The sequence below is a fragment of the Vibrio sp. 10N.247.310.17 genome, from assembly GCF_041466605.1.
GTDB lineage: Bacteria > Pseudomonadota > Gammaproteobacteria > Enterobacterales > Vibrionaceae > Vibrio > Vibrio tasmaniensis_A.
Genome location: NZ_JBFSTC010000039.1, coordinates 1 through 21,635, shown reverse-complemented (window position 1 = coordinate 21,635; position 21,635 = coordinate 1). Strand labels below are relative to the sequence as shown.

15 protein-coding genes are annotated in these 21,635 nt (G+C 42.9%); 2 read left to right on the top strand and 13 right to left on the bottom strand.

Translation table 11 applies throughout. From position 1 onward, the window contains the following. Positions 1–16: 16 nt before the first annotated feature. From AB6D80_RS12540 to AB6D80_RS12510, 7 genes are all read right to left on the bottom strand, one after another. Positions 17–1,645, bottom strand: a complete 1,629-nt coding sequence (locus AB6D80_RS12540) for a Tn7-like element transposition protein TnsE (protein WP_372188655.1) — start codon at positions 1,643–1,645, stop codon at positions 17–19. Between the two features lie 9 nt (positions 1,646–1,654). Then, the gene (locus AB6D80_RS12535) at positions 1,655–3,172 is read right to left on the bottom strand and encodes a TnsD family Tn7-like transposition protein (protein WP_372188653.1); all 1,518 of its coding nucleotides are present in this window, start codon (positions 3,170–3,172) and stop codon (positions 1,655–1,657) included. A gap of 2 nt (positions 3,173–3,174) precedes the next feature. Further along, positions 3,175–4,833 (bottom strand): AAA family ATPase, encoded by a 1,659-nt coding sequence (locus AB6D80_RS12530; protein ID WP_371996911.1) that lies wholly within the window; start codon positions 4,831–4,833, stop codon positions 3,175–3,177. Continuing rightward, complete coding sequence (locus AB6D80_RS12525; protein ID WP_371996909.1) at positions 4,833–6,917, bottom strand: transposase; 2,085 nt, start codon at positions 6,915–6,917, stop codon at positions 4,833–4,835. The genes AB6D80_RS12530 and AB6D80_RS12525 overlap by 1 nt, the downstream gene beginning before the upstream one ends. Next, positions 6,904–7,734 carry a TnsA endonuclease N-terminal domain-containing protein gene (locus AB6D80_RS12520; protein WP_371996907.1) on the bottom strand — a complete coding sequence of 277 codons (831 nt, stop codon included), beginning with the start codon at positions 7,732–7,734 and terminating at the stop codon, positions 6,904–6,906. Before AB6D80_RS12520 ends, AB6D80_RS12525 begins: the two co-directional genes overlap by 14 nt. A gap of 138 nt (positions 7,735–7,872) precedes the next feature. After that, positions 7,873–9,705, bottom strand: coding sequence for a glutamine--fructose-6-phosphate transaminase (isomerizing) (gene glmS, locus AB6D80_RS12515; protein ID WP_017098929.1), 1,833 nt, complete (start codon positions 9,703–9,705; stop codon positions 7,873–7,875). Positions 9,706–9,812: 107 nt separating this feature from the next. Beyond that, positions 9,813–10,583, bottom strand: coding sequence for a DeoR/GlpR family DNA-binding transcription regulator (locus AB6D80_RS12510; protein ID WP_004736011.1), 771 nt, complete (start codon positions 10,581–10,583; stop codon positions 9,813–9,815). A 429-nt stretch (positions 10,584–11,012) separates the two neighbouring features. On the opposite strand from AB6D80_RS12510, the gene pykF reads away from it, so the two are divergent. Together pykF and AB6D80_RS12500 are read left to right on the top strand one after the other, a co-directional pair. Beyond that, positions 11,013–12,425: a pyruvate kinase PykF gene (gene pykF, locus AB6D80_RS12505; RefSeq protein ID WP_012603178.1), complete on the top strand. Its 1,413-nt coding sequence runs from the start codon at positions 11,013–11,015 to the stop codon at positions 12,423–12,425. A gap of 188 nt (positions 12,426–12,613) precedes the next feature. Next, positions 12,614–13,273 (top strand): GntR family transcriptional regulator, encoded by a 660-nt coding sequence (locus AB6D80_RS12500; RefSeq protein ID WP_009847805.1) that lies wholly within the window; start codon positions 12,614–12,616, stop codon positions 13,271–13,273. Between the two features lie 433 nt (positions 13,274–13,706). Here AB6D80_RS12500 and ilvN read toward each other — a convergent pair whose 3' ends face one another. The 6 genes from ilvN to AB6D80_RS12470 form a co-directional block, all read right to left on the bottom strand. After that, positions 13,707–14,201, bottom strand: a complete 495-nt coding sequence (gene ilvN / locus AB6D80_RS12495) for an acetolactate synthase small subunit (protein ID WP_004735875.1) — start codon at positions 14,199–14,201, stop codon at positions 13,707–13,709. A gap of 1 nt (position 14,202) precedes the next feature. Continuing rightward, positions 14,203–15,960 (bottom strand): acetolactate synthase 3 large subunit, encoded by a 1,758-nt coding sequence (locus AB6D80_RS12490; RefSeq protein ID WP_009847808.1) that lies wholly within the window; start codon positions 15,958–15,960, stop codon positions 14,203–14,205. A gap of 459 nt (positions 15,961–16,419) precedes the next feature. Then, positions 16,420–18,228 (bottom strand): long-chain fatty acid--CoA ligase, encoded by a 1,809-nt coding sequence (locus AB6D80_RS12485; protein ID WP_135382999.1) that lies wholly within the window; start codon positions 18,226–18,228, stop codon positions 16,420–16,422. Positions 18,229–18,429: 201 nt separating this feature from the next. Then, a complete protein-coding gene (gene leuO, locus AB6D80_RS12480; RefSeq protein WP_017100430.1) occupies positions 18,430–19,389 on the bottom strand; it encodes a transcriptional regulator LeuO in 960 nt (319 codons plus the stop codon). Between the two features lie 347 nt (positions 19,390–19,736). After that, positions 19,737–20,792, bottom strand: coding sequence for an MJ1255/VC2487 family glycosyltransferase (locus AB6D80_RS12475; protein ID WP_372188650.1), 1,056 nt, complete (start codon positions 20,790–20,792; stop codon positions 19,737–19,739). A 94-nt stretch (positions 20,793–20,886) separates the two neighbouring features. Next, entirely contained in the window at positions 20,887–21,411 is a 525-nt protein-coding gene (locus tag AB6D80_RS12470; RefSeq protein ID WP_012603172.1) for a phosphatase PAP2 family protein, read from the bottom strand. Positions 21,412–21,635 lie beyond the last annotated feature (224 nt).

The following is a 21,635-nucleotide window of genomic DNA, read 5'->3' as shown; positions in this document are numbered from 1 at the left end:
GGAGCATGAATCTAATTTAGAGCTTCTCAGCAACTCTTCCGGCCCAATCTAAGATTGATTCAGTTGCAATACCTGTCGGGTGCCCCTCTACTGACTTAGGGTGAGATATACCAATATGCTTTTTGAAACCAAACATGACATCCATCTCTTGTGTTGGCCATCCCAGAGACTTTGTTACTACGCCTTTTTTGATTCGAGAAAACTGTTCTTTCCAATTGCGAGTATCAATCTGCCGTATACATTTTGTGGAGATCCATTTACTCAGTCCTGTTACATCAACTTCGAGTAAGTAATTCACATGGTCATTTAGCTCCACGACAACACAACGAATCGTTCTCTTTGCGCCAGAGTCAATCAAGTGGCATTTACTACGCCCAACCTGATCCAGTTCATGAGTGTAAGAGTCAATGATTGTGCAGGCGTATTTTTCCTCTAGCATTTGCACCATCATGTTAAAGGCCGTAAAACGAGAGGCATACTCCTCTGATCGATCAGTACAATCTAGCATACCTCCGCCCATATCTGCCGAAGGTATCTCACCATTACTGCCAGGCTCATTAGTACTGACCTTATCACCAGCTTTCTTAGCTGCATCTTTGCTTCTATCCGGCCGATGGCTCCTTTTGGGCGTTGTTGCTTTCGACGTTGAAAAACGATTTTTAAACCTTACCGAGCAGGAATTTTCTCCCAGCAAGAATGCTTGGTTGGCATCGGAAGCCTCGCGATCATCATCGATAACATGATCTTCTGGGCGCTCATACGGTTCAGGGCCTTTTCCACCAATAGTTGGCTCTTGGCCTTCATCTGGATGCGTAAAGGAAGGGTTATGGAAGTAGACTCTAGATGGCATTTGAGCGTTAATTTCAATATCAGTGATCTTTTCAACCAGAAAGTGGCTGCCACTTGCATCAAGCCTACCTTGGTATTCAAAAGACCACCCAACCATTTGAGGAGGATCAAAGTGAAATAGCCAACGCTTAAACCCCGCATATACATCACGGTCCTTTTCAACGTTGAAATATCTAAAAATCGACTCAAATGAACGCTTTGCATTGCTATCAATGAGTAACCAGCTCAACATTGCTCTTGTTGCAGAATCATTGAATGCCGATGGAGGGAAATTTGACGTTTGCAAAACTTCGATATTGGCATAATCCTTCTTGGTGTTAACTTCGACTTTAAAGTCCGTGAGCAAACGAGAAGACATTAATGACGCTCGCGATAAGTAAGAGCTGGCATAGAATAAAACCCTTGCTAGCTCAAGCTGAGGAATAACCAGTTTGGGTGCAGCGCCTCGGTCTAGTACAAATGCATGTTGCTCTGATTCTTTCTTTCTTAAAGTCTCTACTGAGACTGAGTCGGGGAACTCATTTAAGGTACTGTGACGAAGGAACTCATTACGTCTAAATGTATGACGCCCTCGTTTAGCGTAACTTTCTGATAGCGCTCTTTGATTAATTATTTTTCCTCGGTACAAAGCAGGTACGTTAGAAAATGCAGTCGCATGAAAATTATTTTTCTTCTGAGGGGGGTAGCACCAAACTTCAATTGACGGTCGGTAAGATGAATCACTTGTTCGTACTAATATTTTACCTGTATGAACTATACGCACATCATCATCACACTTGTAAAACCTAGCTCCCATAAAATTTCCTTATTTGTAATCTGACCCTGTAGTTACCCAGCCAAGTAAATCGGCGATAACTGGCATTATTCTTTCTTTGGGAAGGCTTGCTGAACGCATCAATTGCCAGCGACTCATTCCTGCCCCTGTTTGTGACTTTGCTATTACAGCCATGGTCAGCCGACGAGCTTGAAACTCAAAGACACTTTCTTGATACCGGTTCAAAGCAAAAGATAGCAAGGGTAATAAGTTCAGTTTTTTACTCACCGAACCGTAGTCATCTAACTGCTTGAGTAAGAAGTTTTTGCTTCTTCGAGGGCCGTCAATAACAGCATCTAATCGTTCAACAATCCTAACAAGCTGCTTGGTTAGTGTTCGGTCTCTTGCTCTCCAGTCTACTTTTTTCTGTCTTACAACCGATGGCGATTGATGGCCTCGATTAAAAGCCAATAACCAATCTCTATCATTTCGGTACAGCCAAGTATACAGTGCACCACCACCAGGAAGTTTGCGTGCTTTCTTAATCGGTGTCTTACCTATTAAGTAGCGCCACTGTTTACGTTTTTCTTCATTTGAATTTGGCACAAGATGAACATTGTCCTTCGGAATCGATACCGTCACTTTCTCTTTTGATTTTACTTCTTTTATGATTTCACTAGCCGACATTTCAGGAATAAAAGCAGACCAAACCGTTGAGTGCTGTAGATAGCTAAAAGCTTTACGATGACGGCGAAATATCGTGCGAAGCCAGTTAGTCTCTCTATCAAAATTGATAGTTAACTCAGGGGTAACGATCTTACTTACAATTAAGTCTGCAATCTTATCGTGTGCGATCTGTTTAGTGCCTTTTCCACACCCAAAGTCGTGCGCTAGATGATTGTAAAAAACACTCCATTGATGCTGAGTCGGAGAGTCTTGGGCTGGTAAGGTCATTATCTCTTGAGCTTTGCTAGCTAAGTAAGCAAACTGCTGCGCTATTTTATTCTGGTCGTTACATAAAAAGGGCTGACATTGTATTCGGTCACATGCATGGTACGTGTGCCTACTATCATGGTAAGAGGTTGTCGATTGGCTCAGAAGCCCGTGCTTATTGCAGTAAGGTAAAGATGGCAAGAACCACAATCTAGACCAATAACTTTCCCCATATTTTTGCTTTTGTTCCGCAACACAAGCTGGGCAAACTCGAAAGTTATCCGTGGCTTTTACAATAGAAGCTGGGGCTCCTAGCATTAGATGAACAGAGCCCTTAGCGCAATGCTCCATTCGCTGCATCGCTCTAACCCTGATACTTTCATCAACAAAAGGAGCATAAATTGGGAACATTGTATGCTCATAGATAAGCTGATGGACGTCAAATCGTTCCGTGCTAATTAGCAGCCCTGATATCGAAGACAAATGACTAGGCAGGTCAATTGTCGCAATCACTTTTCTGTCACCAAACACTTCATCTAGTAGCTGTTTAGAGCTTGTTATCGCACTGCGAATTCCAGCTCTAGCTACCAAGCTATAGATTAATTCATCTGGGTATGGGACAGGGAAGCAGCGCAATATTAAACCGCCTTTTCTAGCAATGATTGAATGTCTAAAATCAAACCCGACTTTGACATTGCGGTGTACACTTCGTTATCAGAATCAGACTGAGAATGAACAAACCTCAAGTCTTCATTATCAAGTGTATGCCACTGTGTCTGTTTGATTGCGGATGCTCTTATACCTTTACTTGGCTTAGCCTCTTTTTTAGTTTGTAATAGTTCAGGGTTAGCGAGTTGCTCATGAACCAGTGGCAGTAAGCTGATCCACGTCAAATCAGGATGTTGATCAAATAGCTGTTGTATTACAGGAGCTAAAAGCGTTGAGTCAAACTCATCTTTTAGGGCCATATATACACGCCGTTCTTCATCAGTTCTGAGCTGTTGATATGCAAATGCCTCTGGTGTCTGTTGAGCATTCGCAGCAACTTGCTGCTGGAGCTCTAATAACCGTTTATCGGTATCACTTAATTTAAGATCTGAAAACTTTATAATTTCTTCAGGATCACCTGACCTTAAAGCTGCTAGCATTGGATGGACGGGTTTTAATTCATCCTCGTAAACCTTTTGCATTAATTTAGGCGTGATCCTTTCCACTTTTGTCGCGATTGCTCTCAACTGACATAAGACATATAGCTTAACCACAATATCTAGAACACCTTGGCTTAAGTCATACCACAAAGAACGAATTTCATCTGACAATACCTCATCACGCTTTTGTAGCCATTGGAGAGTCCATAACTTATCTGTAAGTGCTTTCCACTCTCTTCCTTCTTCCATTGGATCCCAAAAAATCGCGCCAAGGCCAGAGCCTCGCCTTGCAGATCTCATATCAGCCTCAAATATCTCGCGAGCTCGTGGTGTTCCGACCAAAATCACAGGAAGACCAATGGTATTTACTAATGTCACAAAGAAATTGAGCATTTTCTCAGAACCACCAGAGCGAGAACGACTAAGGTGCTGTATTTCATCAATAATAAGAACACCTACTGCATGAGCATTTGCTACTTGAGCCATAGCCGCCAAAAGTGTTTCAATACTGGGCCTTTTGCTCATCGAGTATTGTTTTTCGTAGTTGGATGTTTCTAATGCTCTGTCCATCGCACGAAAAAAGTTCAAGCACAGCTCTTTAAGTGAGCCATCATGGGAACAATCAATTTTCAGATAAACAACCTGCTCAAGATTTCTATCAGGGTGGTAAATAACTTGAGGATATAAAGATAAAAGCTGCTTGATTGCTGTTGTTTTGCCATTTCCGCTACATCCAATCAATGTCATACTTTGGGCTGTAGAACTAACCTCCGTGAACCTTATCGCCTTCAAATCACCAGATAAAACACGCTCGTAACCATTTTGTATATGTCTTGCCCAATCCCCTGTCTCGGGATTTCTTCCAACATAGCCACGCCGTATCATCAATGAAAGTCGTTCATGTAGCTGTATATGCTGACTAAGAGGCTGGAAAAAATCATCAATAACACGACAGATACTATGCGCTCTTTCAATGCCATTTCGATGGATATCTTCTACGGTACACCTTAACGAGCCTTTTAGAGCACTAGAGTCGTCTAAGAAGTTATTTATTGGTGGTAGTGCCTCTATCAGCGGGTTATCTCGATAAGCTGAGAGTGTTGCACTCTGATAGACGGCAACTACACGATGATCTTGGCTTTTCTTCATCAGTTATCATCCTCATCATCAAATAGCTCCGGTATGAAGTCAGGCAGTTGATAACTTTCCCCCTCTCCCTTTATAGGTATCACCGGCGCGACTTCTTCTCGTTTAGCCCTAGCGGGCTGTATTGCTAATTCCTTTCTCTCTTGCTCTCGCGCATTCCGTTTATTGTCTTTAATGCCATTTATCTTTTGCGCGTTGCTCAATGTACTGGTTTTACGATTCTTTTTAGCTTTCTTCAGTTTCTTTTCAAGAAGATCATCAAAATCTCGTTCTACTGGTGCAAATTGATAGTTAGCTTCAGCCAAAGACTGTTTTTGAGCCGCTTGACGTTCCCATACTTGATACCAAGTTAGATCACGGAACTCTCTACTTCGACTAGAAAGATCACAAACCCAAAATGTATTTTTTCCTTCTTCAGGAAAAAGATATATGTGATTAGCAGAACCAAGCTCATAAGCTGCAAATAGTTTTTTAGGTCTAGAGACTTCCGAAGAACGGTGCATCCAACCTGTCTGGATAATTTCTTTTCCTGTGTAGGTTAATCCCCATAACTTTACGCCTAACTCGGATACAGTGACTTTTTGACGGGGTAACAGCAGTATTTTTGCAATATCCGTATCAATGGCTCGTAAACGCCCAGTACGATGTTGAAGCCCCCACTTCCAAAGCTCAATTGGGATCGAGGGAAGGCTTTCTGGCATATCAGGAGCACGATCATACTTTTCTAAAGGCTTATTTAAGTTGTGAGCAAGTATTGAATAGAGCAGTATCTCCACAAAGTCAGATCTCGACACGGCAGCTTCAACTCTATAATCTCTTTCACCGTGCTTTTTAATCTTGTTACCAGTTACGACACCTGGCATATAGGGCTTGAACTTAGCCTGTAACGTACCAAATGATCTCTCAACAATCCCCTTAGCATCGCCTCTTCGAGGTGGAGCACTTTCAAGCCGAACACCAATAGCATCAACTAAATAATTTGCTTGGTGGCTCATCAATTCACCGCGATCAGCCAGCAACACATCGGGAATACCTATGCATGGCCACTGTTCTTCTGAAATATCGATACCATATTTTGCGCAGATTTCTACTTTGCTACTAAAACTGCATATTAGTGCTTTCATTGCAACTGGGAACGATGGGTTATCAAAACCAATATAAAAACCAGCAACCATTCGACTAAAAACATCAATGACCATATAAATCGTCGGCCGACCGATAACCTTGTCTGAATCGTCATCATCGACTAAATAAATATCTGCGATGGTGGCATCAATTTCGTATCGACTGCCGGGACCCAAGGCTTGTTCGGTTGCTGTCCCATGAAGTGGCCTTACATCTTTATTGTAATTACCTTGAGGTGTCTGCACCGTGAGCTGAGTAGCCTTGGTATACTCGGTTTTGTAAAAATATTGAAGTTGGCGAAGTGTAGGAATTTCATGCTCTTCAGCATTAGGGTGTTTGAGCTTGTAAGCCTTAGTAAACTTGATATGTGCATAACGAACAGAAAAGCCCTTATCGTTCATCAAGTACTTATCGCAAATGATTCGAAATTGCTTTCTAACGCTTTCGGTTACTGGTTCTCCACTGCCAATACCATATATCCTCCGCCTACCAGCTTTAGTAGTCGTGAAGTTTCTTCTTTTTCCACCTGCGCCAGAGTTTTTGTAATCAGGCAAAAGAGCATTTTTTATCTGTCCTCGCTGCCAATAGCGCCTCAATAGTCGATAGATTGTCGGTTTGCCCTTACCCGACTCTGCGATAGCCTGATTAAGCCTGCTTGCTCGAACTCGCCTGTCAAACGCTCCTTCGCCTTCAACAATAGGCTTGAGCAGTTCATAGTTGCGTTGGCTTTCCAAGTAAACACTAGACTCTTGGTCCCAAGACTCACCTTGGAGGTATGAGTAAGGGTCAGGGATTGTTTCTACGCGCCCCTCATCAGCCCAGTTACTATATTCATCGAAATAGACTCTTTCGGGTAAACCTTTATTCTCATCAATAGCAATCCAATAGAAATAACCTGTCTCTGTATAGAGTATGCGATAAGGCTTGCCATCAAATGATAGGGTTTCATTAACTCGCCACATAGCTGTGCCCCTCATCTGAAGCCACACCTCTAAATGCAAGTTCTCTTGCTCTCAAACTATGAAAGGGATAACGAATATCAAACGTGATAAGCCTAGCCGCGCACATCAATCGAAGATCGAACATAGAGTCCCCTAACTTCTGTCCGTAGGACAACTCATATTCTTTCGCTATTTCAACTACTTTTCTGTCAGGAGTGCGAGAAAAATACGCTTTCATGTGTTTAAAGGTTAGCAAAAGCTCATCGGTTATTAATTCATCGAAATACCCTTTAACTCCGTATAGCCACTCAATATTGTCTACAACGACTTTATTTATCTCCTTCTCCGTGACTAGGAACCACGGGACATTTTTTAGCTGCCAATAACGACGTTCAATTTCAAGCTTTTCAATGGTTCTTGGGTCTTTTAAGGCATTTTTGTACTTGGCTTGAATAACAAATTTAGGCTGAACTTTAGAAGAAGTATTGACCAAAAAGTCTGAAGACATGACAAGGTTTACCCCGCCTTGCGAAGGGTGCCAAAGCTGGCCTACCTTGGATAAGTTTAGAGTGTCATCCCTATTTAGTGGAAATTGCTCACGAATGTCTGTTACGGCAGGGTTATGGTCAAGAATGAGAAATACTGCGAATTCAAGGTCTGATAGTACATGGTGAATACGGCTAGTTAGATGAGAGTAGACTCGCTGAGATCGACCTTCCGAAGGAACCTCATGAACATACAACCACGGTTTATAGCTAGAGAGCCTTCCTGCACCTCGACCTTCTTTAACCCGCTTGATGATTTGCTTTTCAGTTAAAACGTACTTTGATTTTGCCATAACAAAAACCCGGTTAACTTTTAATCAGTTTAACCGGGCCTTAAATGTTTTCAACTTTAATGTCTCAGTTTCAAACTTTATTGTTTAGTTTCAATCTTTATTGTCCAGCGACACTAATTTTCTTAGATAGGATGGCGATTACTCAACCGTAACCGCTTTCGCTAAGTTACGCGGTTGGTCAACGTCAGTACCTTTGATTAGCGCTACGTGGTAAGACAACAACTGCATCGGTACTGTGTAGTAGATAGGTGCTGTTACTTCACTTACGTGAGGCATCTTGATGATCTTCATGTTCTCATCGCTTTCAAAGCCTGCATCTTCATCTGCGAATACGTAAAGTAGACCGCCACGAGCACGTACTTCTTCAACGTTTGATTTCAGTTTCTCTAGCAAGTCGTTGCTTGGTGCAATAACGACGACTGGCATATCTGCATCGATAAGAGCCAAAGGACCGTGCTTAAGCTCACCAGCCGCGTATGCTTCTGCGTGGATGTAAGAGATCTCTTTCAGTTTAAGAGACGCTTCCATCGCGATTGGGTAGAACTCACCACGACCCAAGAATAGTGTGTGGTGCTTATCTGCAAAATCAGGTGCTAGCGCTTCGATCTCTTTATCAAACGCTAATGCTTTTTCAATATCAGCAGGCAGTTGATGCAGTGCTTGAACGATCTCAGCTTCTTTCTCTTCATTGATGCGACCTTGTAGACGACCAATTGACGTTACCATCATCAGCATAGCCGCTAGCTGTGTCGTGAAGGCTTTAGTTGAAGCAACGCCGATCTCAGTTCCTGCGCGAGTCATGAAGGCAAAATCAGATTCACGAACTAGCGAAGAACCCGCAACGTTACAGATAGTCATTGCCGACATGTAACCTTTTTCTTTTGCAAGACGAAGTGCAGCAAGCGTATCCGCCGTTTCACCAGACTGAGACAGAGTCACCAATAGGCTGTTCGGGCGAACAACGAAATCACGGTAACGGAATTCAGAGGCAATCTCTACGTCACAGCTTACGCCTGCTAGAGACTCAAACCAGTAACGAGCTGCCATGCCTGAGTTGTAAGACGTACCACATGCGATGATCTGCACGTGTTCTACCTTGCTTAGGATCTCTTCCGCTTTAACACCGATTGCATTAGTGATTACAGAAGTGTCAGAGATACGACCTTCCATTGTGTTGATCAGCGCTGTTGGCTGCTCAAAGATCTCTTTCTGCATGAAGTGACGGTATTGACCTTTATCACCTGCATCGTGTTCTGCGTTTGATTCAACGATTTCACGCTCTACACGCTCGCCCGCTACATCAAATACTGTTACATCACGACGAGTCACCTCAGCAACATCACCCTCTTCTAAGTACATGAAGCGACGAGTTACGCTTAATAGCGCTAGTTGGTCAGAAGCAAGGAAGTTCTCGCCCACACCAAAACCGATAACGATTGGGCTACCAGAACGAGCAACAACGATACGGCTAGGATCTTTACGATCAACCGCCACTGTGCCGTATGCACCGTCTAATTGTTTTGCTGTTTTTTGCAGAGCTTCAACCAAAGAAGCTGACGTGCGAAGTTCCCACTCAACAAGATGAGCGATAACTTCAGTATCCGTTTGTGAAGTAAACACATAACCACGCTCTTGAAGAAGAGCACGCAGTGCTTCGTGGTTTTCGATAATACCATTGTGTACAACAGCAATATCACCAGACATGTGTGGGTGTGCGTTTGCTTCAGAAGGCTCACCGTGTGTCGCCCAACGTGTATGAGCTATACCAGTACCGCCAATAACATGTTGTTGATCGACTGCGTCTGCTAGCTCTTGTACTTTACCAAGGCGGCGTACACGAGTTAGGTTAGATTCGCTATCAACTACAGCGACACCCGCTGAATCGTAGCCTCGGTATTCTAGGCGGCGAAGGCCTTCTACTAAAATTTCGGCTACATCACGCTGTGCTACTGCACCAACAATTCCACACATAGTTTCACTCCATCAATTTCGTTTTATTCCTATTGGCAGCAAGCAAAGGCCAGATCTTTATCAAGATCAATTATAGGAAGGTAAATGCATAATACTTAAATTTGTTTTTACGCTGGATCAGTCAAGATCACACGAACATCATGTGATTCGATACTTGCTTTGGATTCTTCGCCTAAGTCTGTATCGGTAATTAAGATGTCAATGTGCTCCCATGCCAGCTCTAAGTTCGGGATCTTTCGTCCCACCTTTTCCGACTCAACCATCACGATCACTTCTCGTGACACTTCAGCCATTACTTTACTTAGACCAACCAATTCATTGAACGTGGTCGTGCCTCTATCAAGGTCGATACCATCAGCCCCAATAAATAGTTGATCAAAATCGTAAGCACGAAGTACTGACTCTGCGACTTTGCCTTGGAAAGAATCCGAATGGGTATCCCAAGTGCCGCCGGTCATTAGCAGTGTTGGTTCGCTTTCCAACTCATTAAGTGCATTAGCAACGTGCAACGAGTTGGTCATCACAACCAAACCACGCTTGCTATTGAGCTGCTGAATTAGCGCCCCTGTCGTGCTACCGCTATCGATCACAATGCGATTATGGTCGCGAATTAAATCTGCCGCGGCTTTCGCTAATGAAATCTTTCGAGTCGAAACTTGTGGACCCAGCTCTTCGTTCACAACCTCTTTCGGTAATGAAATCGCACCACCATAACGGCGCAAAAGCTGACCGTTTTTCTCTAAAGACGCCAAGTCCTTTCTAATCGTGACCTCTGAGGTTTCGAACTTAGCGGATAATTCATCAACACTAACCTCCCCTTTTTCATTCACTAGGTTAGAAATTGCATGTCTTCTGAGCTGGGTGTTTCGTTTCGACATTTAAAAAAGGCCATTAAGTTTCGATGTGAAACATATTATAGTTACAACGAAACTATTTAGTCCATTTATTTTGATCCAAAAAATTAATAAATAGCGATAAAACCTTGTCCTAAGACAATTGTTAAGCAGTGATATTGAACTCATTAGGTGGTAGAATCCGCACCCGAAAAGAAAAAAAATTACAAAACTGACTGTTATTTTTTTGCAACTTACCGCCTATATAGTGGGGTAAGTCACAGAAAACCGATATTGAATCAAAATCTTTTGGTCATAAAATGACTAAAATTGATGAAAGACTTACAACTCTGAAGGACATATTGGAAGTCCCGCGCTTTTACACAACAGGCACAAAATGTTGATGTAGCGGACCAATCTTCAGAACTTAAATAAATTTCAAATTGTAACAATACTTACCGGAGAGTACCTTCCATGAAAAAGACCAAAATCGTATGTACGATTGGCCCTAAAACTGAATCTGTAGAGAAGCTAACTGAACTAGTAGATGCTGGCATGAACGTTATGCGTCTTAACTTCTCTCACGGTGATTTCGCAGAGCACGGCACTCGTATCGCGAACTTCCGTAAAGTAATGGAAAACAATGGTGAGCAACTTGCGATCCTTCTAGATACTAAAGGTCCAGAAATCCGTACTATCAAACTTGAAGATGGTAACGACGTAGATCTAGTAGCTGGTCAAGAGTTCACTTTCACAACTGACGCAACAGTTGTTGGTAACAAAGATGTAGTAGCAGTAACTTACCTAGGTTTCGCTAAGGACCTAACAGCAGGTAACACTATCCTTGTTGATGATGGCCTAATCGAAATGGAAGTTATCGCAACAACAGAAACTGAAGTTAAGTGTAAAGTTCTTAACAACGGTGCTCTAGGCGAAAACAAAGGTGTTAACCTTCCTGGCGTTTCTGTTCAACTTCCAGCTCTTTCTGAGAAAGACAAAGCTGACCTTAAGTTTGGTTGCGAGCAAGGCGTTGATTTCGTAGCTGCTTCTTTCATTCGTAAAGAAGAAGACGTTAAAGAAATCCGTGAGCTTCTAAACGCTAACGGCGGCGAGAACATCCACATCATTTCTAAGATTGAAAACCAAGAAGGTGTAGATAACTTCGATTCAATCCTTGAAGCTTCTGACGGCATCATGGTTGCTCGTGGTGACCTAGGTGTTGAAATCCCAGCTGAAGAAGTAATCTTCGCTCAGAAGATGATGATCGAGAAGTGTAACCGCGCACGTAAGATGGTTATCACTGCAACTCAAATGCTTGACTCTATGATCAGCAACCCACGTCCAACTCGTGCAGAAGCGGGTGACGTTGCGAACGCAATCATGGATGGTACTGATGCAGTAATGCTTTCTGGTGAAACTGCTAAAGGTAAGTACCCAGTTGAAGCTGTTACTATCATGGCTCAAATCGCGAACCGTACTGATTCAGCTCTTAAAGCTGAGCTAGGTTCTCGTCTAGACAGCCCACGTCTACGCATCACTGAAGCAGTATGTAAAGGCGCTGTAGACACAGCAGAGAAGCTAGCTGCTCCTCTAATCGTTGTTGCAACTGAAGGCGGTAAGTCTGCACGTTCAGTACGTAAGTACTTCCCAACTGCAAACATCCTTGCTTTAACAACTAACGAAAAGACAGCTGCACAGCTAGTTCTTACTAAAGGTGTTAAGCCAGTTCTTGTTGACTCTATCGAGAACACAGACGCGTTCTACATCAACGGTAAAGAAATCGCTCTACAATCTGGCCTAGGTAACAAAGGCGACATCGTAGTTATGGTTTCTGGTGCTCTAGTCGCTTCTGGTACTACAAACACAGCATCTGTTCACGTTCTATAAGAATGAACCGATTCGCATAAAATATAAAAGAGGGCTTCGGCCCTCTTTTTTTATGAAACAAAATCTTGCCTAACTTTTCAGTACGCTGTATTATCAATCACATTAGAACTACGTACTGTTAAACTCCAATAAACTCTTCCTAAGAAACGGATTAGCAGACTAGAAATCAAATATACGTGAGGTTTGTAATGTCTAGTCCTACGCTTACTGACAAAGTATCAAAGATGATTCGCCAAGATATTCTCAATGGTGAATTAACCCCAGGTAAAAAACTCGTTGTCGCTGATCTCAAAGCACGATACAACGTCGGCGCATCTCCAATTCGCGAAGCCTTAGTGCAGCTATCTTGGAGTAAATACGTAAAGCTAGAGCCACAAAAAGGCTGCTGGGTATCACCGGTATCAAAGAAAGAACTCAATGACCTATATGAAAGCCTTCGTGTTGTCTCTTCTGTTCTGCTTAAAAAGGCAATTTCAGCAGGCGATGAAAGCTGGGAACTGGAAGTATTAACCTCCTACCACAAGCTATCACGCATACAATATGTCTCAGAAGAGTTTGATTGTGTTGAGTGGGAAGAACGTCACCAGCAGTTTCATGCAGCGTTACTTGAAGGCGCAGACTCAGAGAACATGTTTAAGTTCTTTGATGATCTTATCAATCAAGTAAAACGCTACCGCTTCCTAGCGATGTCAGCGAAAAGCGCATCTGATGATCTGTTCAATATTGATGAGCATGAAATGATCATGAAGCTGGTACTTGCTAAAAATGTCGATCAAGCGACAGAACTATTGGATCAACACCTGTTAAGTTCAATGAAGCGAATTGAAGAAGTTATCGAAGCCGCATAATGTCAAGATAGATTCTAACCACATAAAAACGGAGCCTAATAGCTCCGTTTTTTATTTCCAGCATTACGGCTGAACTACCACCCAAAAAATTCTTTGTGATGAGTATTGAGTAGCACAACCATAGGTAAAAAATACAATGCACTCAGTTGAAAGCCAAGAACGGCTAATGTACCTATGGTTAACCTCACTAAAAAATCGACAAACATACCACGCCTCTTTCAATCAGACTGTATGGTTATCGTTCAGTTTAGTTCAAATCATCGAGAGCATTAGACTTTAGTCTAATCATATAAACTTTGTGGATAAACGATAGCGACTTCCAGAAAGCAAAAACGGCCCAAATTAAGGGCCGTTCGTATCAGTAAAATCGCTATCTTTTTCAAACGATTAAATGATCAATTTTAGCTTAAAAGCAGCTTTAAATCTTTCTTCGTTAGGCTTTCAACGCTCGTTCACCACGTGCGATGCCAACAACCCCACTTCGAGCCACTTCAAGTACTTCCGTTACTTCAGACAATGCCTGAATGAAAGCATCCAGTTTCTCGCTCGTACCCGCCATTTGAACCGTATATTGAGAAGCCGTCACATCAACAATCTGACCACGGAATATATCCGCTGTGCGTTTCACTTCAGCGCGAGCAAAGCCGCTAGCGCGTACTTTTACCATCAGAAGTTCACGCTCGATATGCTCAAGCTCAGACACTTCTTGTACCTTAAGTACGTCGATTAACTTGTGTAGCTGTTTTTGGATCTGCTCAAGCTGCATTTCGCTCGAGTTAGTGGTGACATTCAGACGAGAAAGCGTTGGATCATCCGTAGGGGATACATTCAAAGACTCGATGTTGTAGCCACGCTGAGAAAACAAGCCAACCACACGAGATAGTGCACCTGGTTGGTTTTCCATTAATAGTGAAAGGATGTGTCTCATATTATGTTCTCTCCGTTTTGCTTAGCCACATGTTATCCATACCCTCGCCTTTGATCTGCATTGGGTATACGTGCTCGGTGTCATCCACACTAATATCGACAAATACCAAACGGTCTTTCATCGCCAGTGCTTTTTCCAAACCTGATTCCAATTCATCCGGAGATGAAATACGCATGCCAACGTGGCCATAAGCCTCAGCGATAGCAGCAAAATCAGGAACAGAGTCCATATATGAATTAGAGTAACGACCTTGATAAACAATGTCTTGCCACTGTTTCACCATGCCTAAGAAACGGTTGTTAAGATTAATAATCTTAACCGGAATATTGTATTGCAGCGCAGTCGACAGCTCTTGGATATTCATTTGAATACTGCCGTCACCAGTAACAATCACAACTTCTTCATCAGGTTTCGCAAACTTAACGCCCATACCAGCAGGTAAGCCAAAGCCCATCGTGCCTAGACCACCAGAGTTAATCCAGCGGCGCGGCTTGTCAAACGGGTAGTACAAAGCAGCAAACATTTGGTGTTGACCTACATCAGAAGCAACATAGGCATCGCCATTGGTTACTTTATGCAGTGTTTCAATAACTTGTTGTGGCTTAATTCGACCCGACGTTTTGTCATACGCTAAGCAGTCACGTTCTTGCCACTGTTTAATTTCACTCCACCAGCTTTCCATCGCTTCTGCATCGTTAGTTCCACCTTGCTCAATAAGCAGGTTAACCATGCTTTCTAGTACTTTTTCCGCTGAACCTACAATCGGAAGATCCACTTTAACGTTCTTAGAGATAGAAGATGGATCGATATCAATGTGCATGATCTTCGCATCAGGACAGTATTTATCTAGATTATTGGTCGTTCGATCATCGAAACGTACGCCAATACCAAAGATCAAGTCCGCATTGTGCATCGCCATATTGGCTTCATACAAACCATGCATGCCCAGCATACCCAAAGAGTTCTTATGAGTACCAGGGAAAGCGCCAAGCCCCATTAGGGTACTTACCACGGGTAAATTCAGTGCCTCTGCTAATTTTAACAGCGGCTTATCTGCCTCAGAAATAACCGCACCACCACCGACATAAAGTACCGGTTTCTTCGCTTCAAGAAGGGCTTTTAGCGCCTTTTTGATCTGACCTTTATGACCCGTAACCGTTGGGTTATATGAACGCATTTTGATCGTTTCTGGGTATTCATAAGGAAGCTTAATTTGTGGGTTTAAAATGTCTTTTGGCAGGTCAATAACCACAGGACCTGGACGTCCTGTCGTTGAAATATAGAATGCTTTTTTAACGACTTCAGGGATATCTTCCGCTTTCTTAACGAGGAAGCTGTGTTTAACGATCGGGCGTGATACACCAACGATGTCACACTCTTGGAAGGCGTCGTTACCAATAAGGTTATTTGGTACGTTACCAGAAATAACAATCATTGGGATTGAGTCCATGTAGGCTGTTGCAATACCAGTAACGGTATTGGTCGCACCTGGCCCAGAACACACAAGTACTACACCCGGCTTACCGGTAGAACGAGTATAGCCATCTGCCATGTGGGTAGCGGCTTGTTCGTGTCGTACTAATACGTGTTTAATTTCAGCAGTTTTAGCATGCAGCGCATCGTAGATATCAAGTACAGAACCACCTGGATAACCAAAGATTTGTTCTACACCCTCTTCAATTAGAGACTGCACCACCATCTCAGCGCCGGATAACATTTCAGCGCCGGATGACATGGCTGTTTCAGGTTTTGTTGTCATATTGCTCTCCTCACCAGTTTCCAATCACATTTGGTGAACATGTTGGGCTGGTTTTTCATAGTCTAGGGCTTATTCGTAGCCTAATTCGAAATACTTCCACTTTTTCGGCTATGGCTGTCTGTTGTGATAACAACAAACAGTAATACGAAACAACTTTAACGCTTTATTATCATCTGGTCTAACGCCTGTTATTCGGCAACTGTGCCAAAAAACCAACTATTAGCTCAAAGCATCAAATAAAACCCAATACAGGCTTTCACACTAGGTTTAAACACTGCCTACTTGATAAAAAAAAGCACTTAATATTTCAACAGATCGCTATTTATCGATAAACAGCGAGCTTGTTGGTGTGCGCTTTCGCACATTGTGTTGTGTCATTAGAACAAAAAATCCCCCTAAAAATGCAATCACATTCGTAGAGGGATTTTTAAACAACTGAAAATTTATCTAAACAGAAAACTACTTATCTTTAGGCTTTTCGTTGTACATTTCTTCGATTTCGTCTTGATACTTATCGTTAATAACCTTACGACGCAGTTTCTGGGTCGGTGTTAGCTCACCATCATCCATAGAAAATGCTTTTGGCAGCAACTTGAACTTCTTCACTTGCTCAAACTTCGCTAGCTCTTGTTGTAAGTCATTCACACGTTTCTCTAGCATTTCTACTATTTGGTGATTTTTAACAAGTTCCACACGGTCATGATATTTGATATTAAGCTCTTTGGCATACTCTTCTAGCGAGTCATAACAAGGAACAATCAGTGCAGAAACGAATTTGCGCGTATCAGCGATAACAGCAATCTGCTCGATAAAGTGATCTTTACCAATTGCGCCTTCAACCACTTGCGGTGCAATGTACTTACCGCCAGAAGTCTTCATTAATTCTTTGATGCGATCAGTAATGAATAGATTACCATTTTCATCAAAATGACCCGCATCACCCGTTTTTAGGAAACCATGCTCGTCAAATGTCTTAGCTGTCTCTTCTGGCATCTTGTAGTAGCCACGCATCACCATTGGGCCACGAACAAGGATCTCATCCTTAGCGCCAATTTTCACTTCAGCGCCCGGCATCGACATACCGATCGAATCAGGGTTAAAACAACGGTCATCCCAGCACGATACTGTTGCCGTGGTTTCTGTCATGCCGTAGCCAAGTTTTACATTGATACCAATCGCGTGGAAGAAGCGACCAATGGTTTCATCAAGCTTCGCGCCACCACATGGCATGAAGTTGATGTTACCACCTAACAGAGCTCGCAGTTTAGATAACACAAGCTTGTCAGCAAGCGCATGGCTCTTCTTCAGCATGAATGATGGTGTACGACCTTCTTGATGACAAACAGAAAGCTTCGCGCCCATGTTCACCGCCCAAGTAAAGAGTACTTTACGAATAAACGGTGCTTTAGATACTTTCTCGTGAATCGCTGAGAAAATCTTCTCGTAGAAGCGAGGAACAGCAGACATAACCGTTGGTTTAACATCACTCAGTGCGTCACGAACTTGCATGGTGTCTTGCAAATAGCAGTTGGTTGCGCCTTTATAAAGGACATAGAAAGTCCAAGCGCGTTCAAATACATGTGATAGAGGTAAGAAACACAATGAGACGTCGTCTTTGCTTAAGCTGAGACGCTCATCATGGCCTTTTAGTTGATAGCCAACATTAGTGTAATCAAGCATTACACCTTTAGGCTGGCCCGTTGTACCAGAGGTATAGATAAGCGTCAGTAAGTCATCCATGCTGGCATCCGCAAGACGAACATCAAGCTCAGCTCGCTGCTCTTCAACACCACGAGCCATGAACTCTTTCCAAGAGACGGCAAAGCGATGTCCTTGCAGATCGATATCATCAGACATCGCCACAACAACTTCTAGCTGTTCACACTCTTCAAAAAGGCTAACCGCCGCATCGAACTGAGCTTGCTCGCCAACGAATAAGATCTTCACATCTGCATTTTGGATAATGTAAGAAGACTGCGCCGCTGTGTTGGTTGGGTAGATTGGTACCGTTACAAGACGCGCTTGTAAGGATGCGAAGTCAGCCACAGTCCACTGAGGCATATTGTTCGAGAAGATACCGATCTTATCCTGAACTCTCAATCCTTGAGCCAATAGCGCTAATGAAAGCGTATCGATTTGTTGTCCAAATTGTTCCCAGCTAATACCTTGCCATACATTGCCTACTTTGTGCTTCAAAGCTGTACGGTTGCCACCTTGGGCAATTTGGTCACGAAGTCTTTTTACGATATGAAAATCTAAATTGGCCATCTCTTTACCTTTGGCTTACACCTGTAAGCTTTTTTGAGCGCACAAGTGTACCTCTGATCATGGAAAAGGCAACTGATGAAGCTCAAAGTTATAAGTAATAGTACGTCTCACGCTAAGTTTTCTATCAACAAAAATAGCAGGTACAAAAAAACCCTAAGCTAGACTCCTAGCTTAGGGCTTATAAATCATAGAAATTAGTGTCTAGTTAAGCGCCACTACTTCGCCACAGATCATCATTAACTGATCTCGTAACCAGATGTGTCCTTTGTCCTTTTCACTTGATTCGTGCCAGCTAAGGAAGCCAGAAATCGCCGCATTATCGAATGGGAAATCTAGAATCTGAAGCTGATCTTTGTTTGCTGCATGTTCTACCATCCAACGAGGAGCTATCGTCACAAGTTCAGATTGACCAACAACGTAAAGTACGTTGCTTAAGCTCGTACCTTCGTAGAAAGGTGTGCAATCGAGGTCACGGTAAGCTTGCTCAGAGAAGCTACGTTGACCATGGATGCGAGACAGTTTAGCGTGCTTTTCGTTAAGTAACTCTGCCGCTGAAACTTCACCGTTGATGCGTGGGTGAGAAGCAGAAGCGACCACAACCAATTCATCTTGGAAGATTTCAGTGCTTGAGAAACCTTGCTCATCAAAACGCGAGTAATCAATAACGAAGTCAATTTCTTGGTAACGCATGCGCTCAGAAAGTTGACGGTCAAATTCCGCATCCATGTGCAGATTAACGCTAGGTGCTTGGTCGTTGATTGTCGACATAATCTTAGGTGCAAAACGCATGTCGCAAGGGCTACAAATTGCAAGTTTGAACAGACGAGAAGACGACTCTGGAGAGAATACAGAACTTGGTAATTCGTTGCGTACTAACTGCAGCGCTTGGCGGATTGGGCCAAACAACTGACGAGCACGTTGAGTCGGTTGAATACCACGACCTTGACGCATGAATAGCTCGTCGTTGAACATTACTTTCAAACGAGCAACAGCATTACTTACAGCTGGTTGAGACATGCCTAGATTATGAGCTGCACGTGTAATATTTTGCTCTTGCATAACTGCATCAAATACAGTCAAAAGATTTAAGTCGACTCCACGAAGTGTGCTTTCCATTCTGTAGCTTGCAATTGCACTCATTGCGTCTTTTTTCTCTAACATTCAAGTTGCCTCTTGTCGGTTCGACAGGGTTAAATTGGTAATGGTGTGGGAATAGATAACCACTAATTCTTATATTTATCAGACCGATGTTTTTCGGATTGCCATTACTATTAACCAATAAATCTCGAGCTACCAACAAGATTGATAAAGAATAATTTAATTTTACCTTAATGATTAAACAACACCTAAAAATCAGTTGCTTATGGAGTTATAAAAAAACATAAAATGCGTCACTTATGAGTTTCATTTCGACTTATTTAGCTGTTCTATCGTTTTGGTTACATTTGTTACAAATTATTGAACTCATGAATCGTTCAACCAGCCAATTCAGAAATAACACTTATGAGTTACGTGAGCGATGCATAACTAGGAAAATCTACCTTGTCCCAAAGTTGCTTTCTTAAGTCATCTTGGTTGGACCAATTGCCCGCTAACACCCACTCAACAAGCACACTTGCCACGTCGGGATAAGTGACCACTTCTGCCTGCTTTTCACCGAGCCAACCACGCAAGGTAGCCGCGTCTAAAAAGCTCATGGTTTGAGCCAACCCGAGCGCTTCAAGCGTCGCCACATTACTTTGTTGTTCGAACTGTCCCTCAAGAGGCTTAAGAAGCAACTTCTTACCTAAAGTTAAGGCTTCAGATGGCAATTCAAAACCGCCGTTGGCCACCACACCAGAGCACTGATTGAGATCGAATTGGAAGCCGGCATGACTGAGTGGTTTGAACTCTATATTTTCGACTCGGCTATGCTCAATCACATTCGGGTGATAACAGACAAAGTGATGAGAAACAAACTTCATCAACAACTCAGAGATAGCATCAAGATCCTCAAATGGTAGATAAACCAAGGTGAAGTCTTGTGTTGCTTTAGCTCGCTCATCACACGCAGGCGTGTGAACGATAGGTGGCAATATTGGCTGTTCAAAGTGATACCAGTGCAAACCAATAGAGTGCTCAGTTGGGGCGAAATGTTGAATAACGGAATGTTCAATCCAGTTGCCCCCTTCTTTAGGTACATCATAGCGGAACGCATTCTGGTGGCTTATACCAATACACGGCACACCTTGTCTCTTAGCCGCCCATGCAGTCACAGGTTCAAAATCATTAATCACTAAATCATAAGGCGTAAGATCGAGCTGGTTAACCTCGCGGAGAAATCGCCAGATGTTGTTCTCGATGAATGTCTTGCCGTATTTAACCTTCCCCTGCTCGCTGTAAAAAGTTAAGCCGCTGCGGGTCTGATAATTGCCAAATGCTTCCATCGAAAAGAATTTACTCTCGTCACGCCCAGAGAACAGAAAGTCGACATCGATATTTTTCTGACGAAAAGCGACGGCCATTGCTCTCGCACGAGCGATGTGACCATTCCCTGTACCTTGTACGCCATATAAAATTTTCATTCAGGTTCCTTGAAGATTAACAATTCGAGCGCTGCTGTCTTTGCCTGTGTCTTTTTAATATGAACAACAGAACAAACAACCATACGACTAAGCGCTATAAAATGAAGTAAATGGCTAGGCTTGTGCACGCTATACCTAACGCTGCACCAATTAAGACATCCGTTAAAAAGTGCACACCGAGTAGGATTCGAGAGCCAGCAATCGCTGTCGCCCAAATCAAGCTAAAGAGATAGAGACTTGGATAAAAATGTCCGATTAGAGTCGCCATAACAAATGCAGCAGCGGAATGCCCAGAAGGCAGGCTGTATTTATCTGATGGCACAATGTGAGAGTGAAGCAATGAAGAGAATTCAGCGGGTCTACGGCGCTTAAGAGTGTTCTTGGCTAACCAATAAATCGGCAGCTCTATCGCAAAAGCGGCTAGACCAACCATTAAAAATTCACGACCTGTATAGCCATCAGCTAACAGCGCAATCAGAGCGATCAACACATATAAGTGACCATCCCCGGTATGAGACACCGCTTTACTCAGTGTTGCATGTTGCCCGCTATAACGGTTCTTCAAACAGAAAACAGAAAATGCCACATCCCAGCGGACAATCGGTTCGATAGTACGCATACGATCTCCTTAACAATCCTTATTCAGTTAAGGCTCAAGGTATGCCCCTGAAATGACAGTTAGGTGACGTTTTGAATGAACTAAAATGAATTTTGAAGCGAATTGACCGCTTTCGCTAAGTAAGCTGATGGGAGCCAAGAAGCTGCCGATAAAAATAAAGCGACCCAAGGCCTAATGCCGATCAGTTAAAGCCAAAGTGATCGGTTGAAGGATCCTTCCGAGCT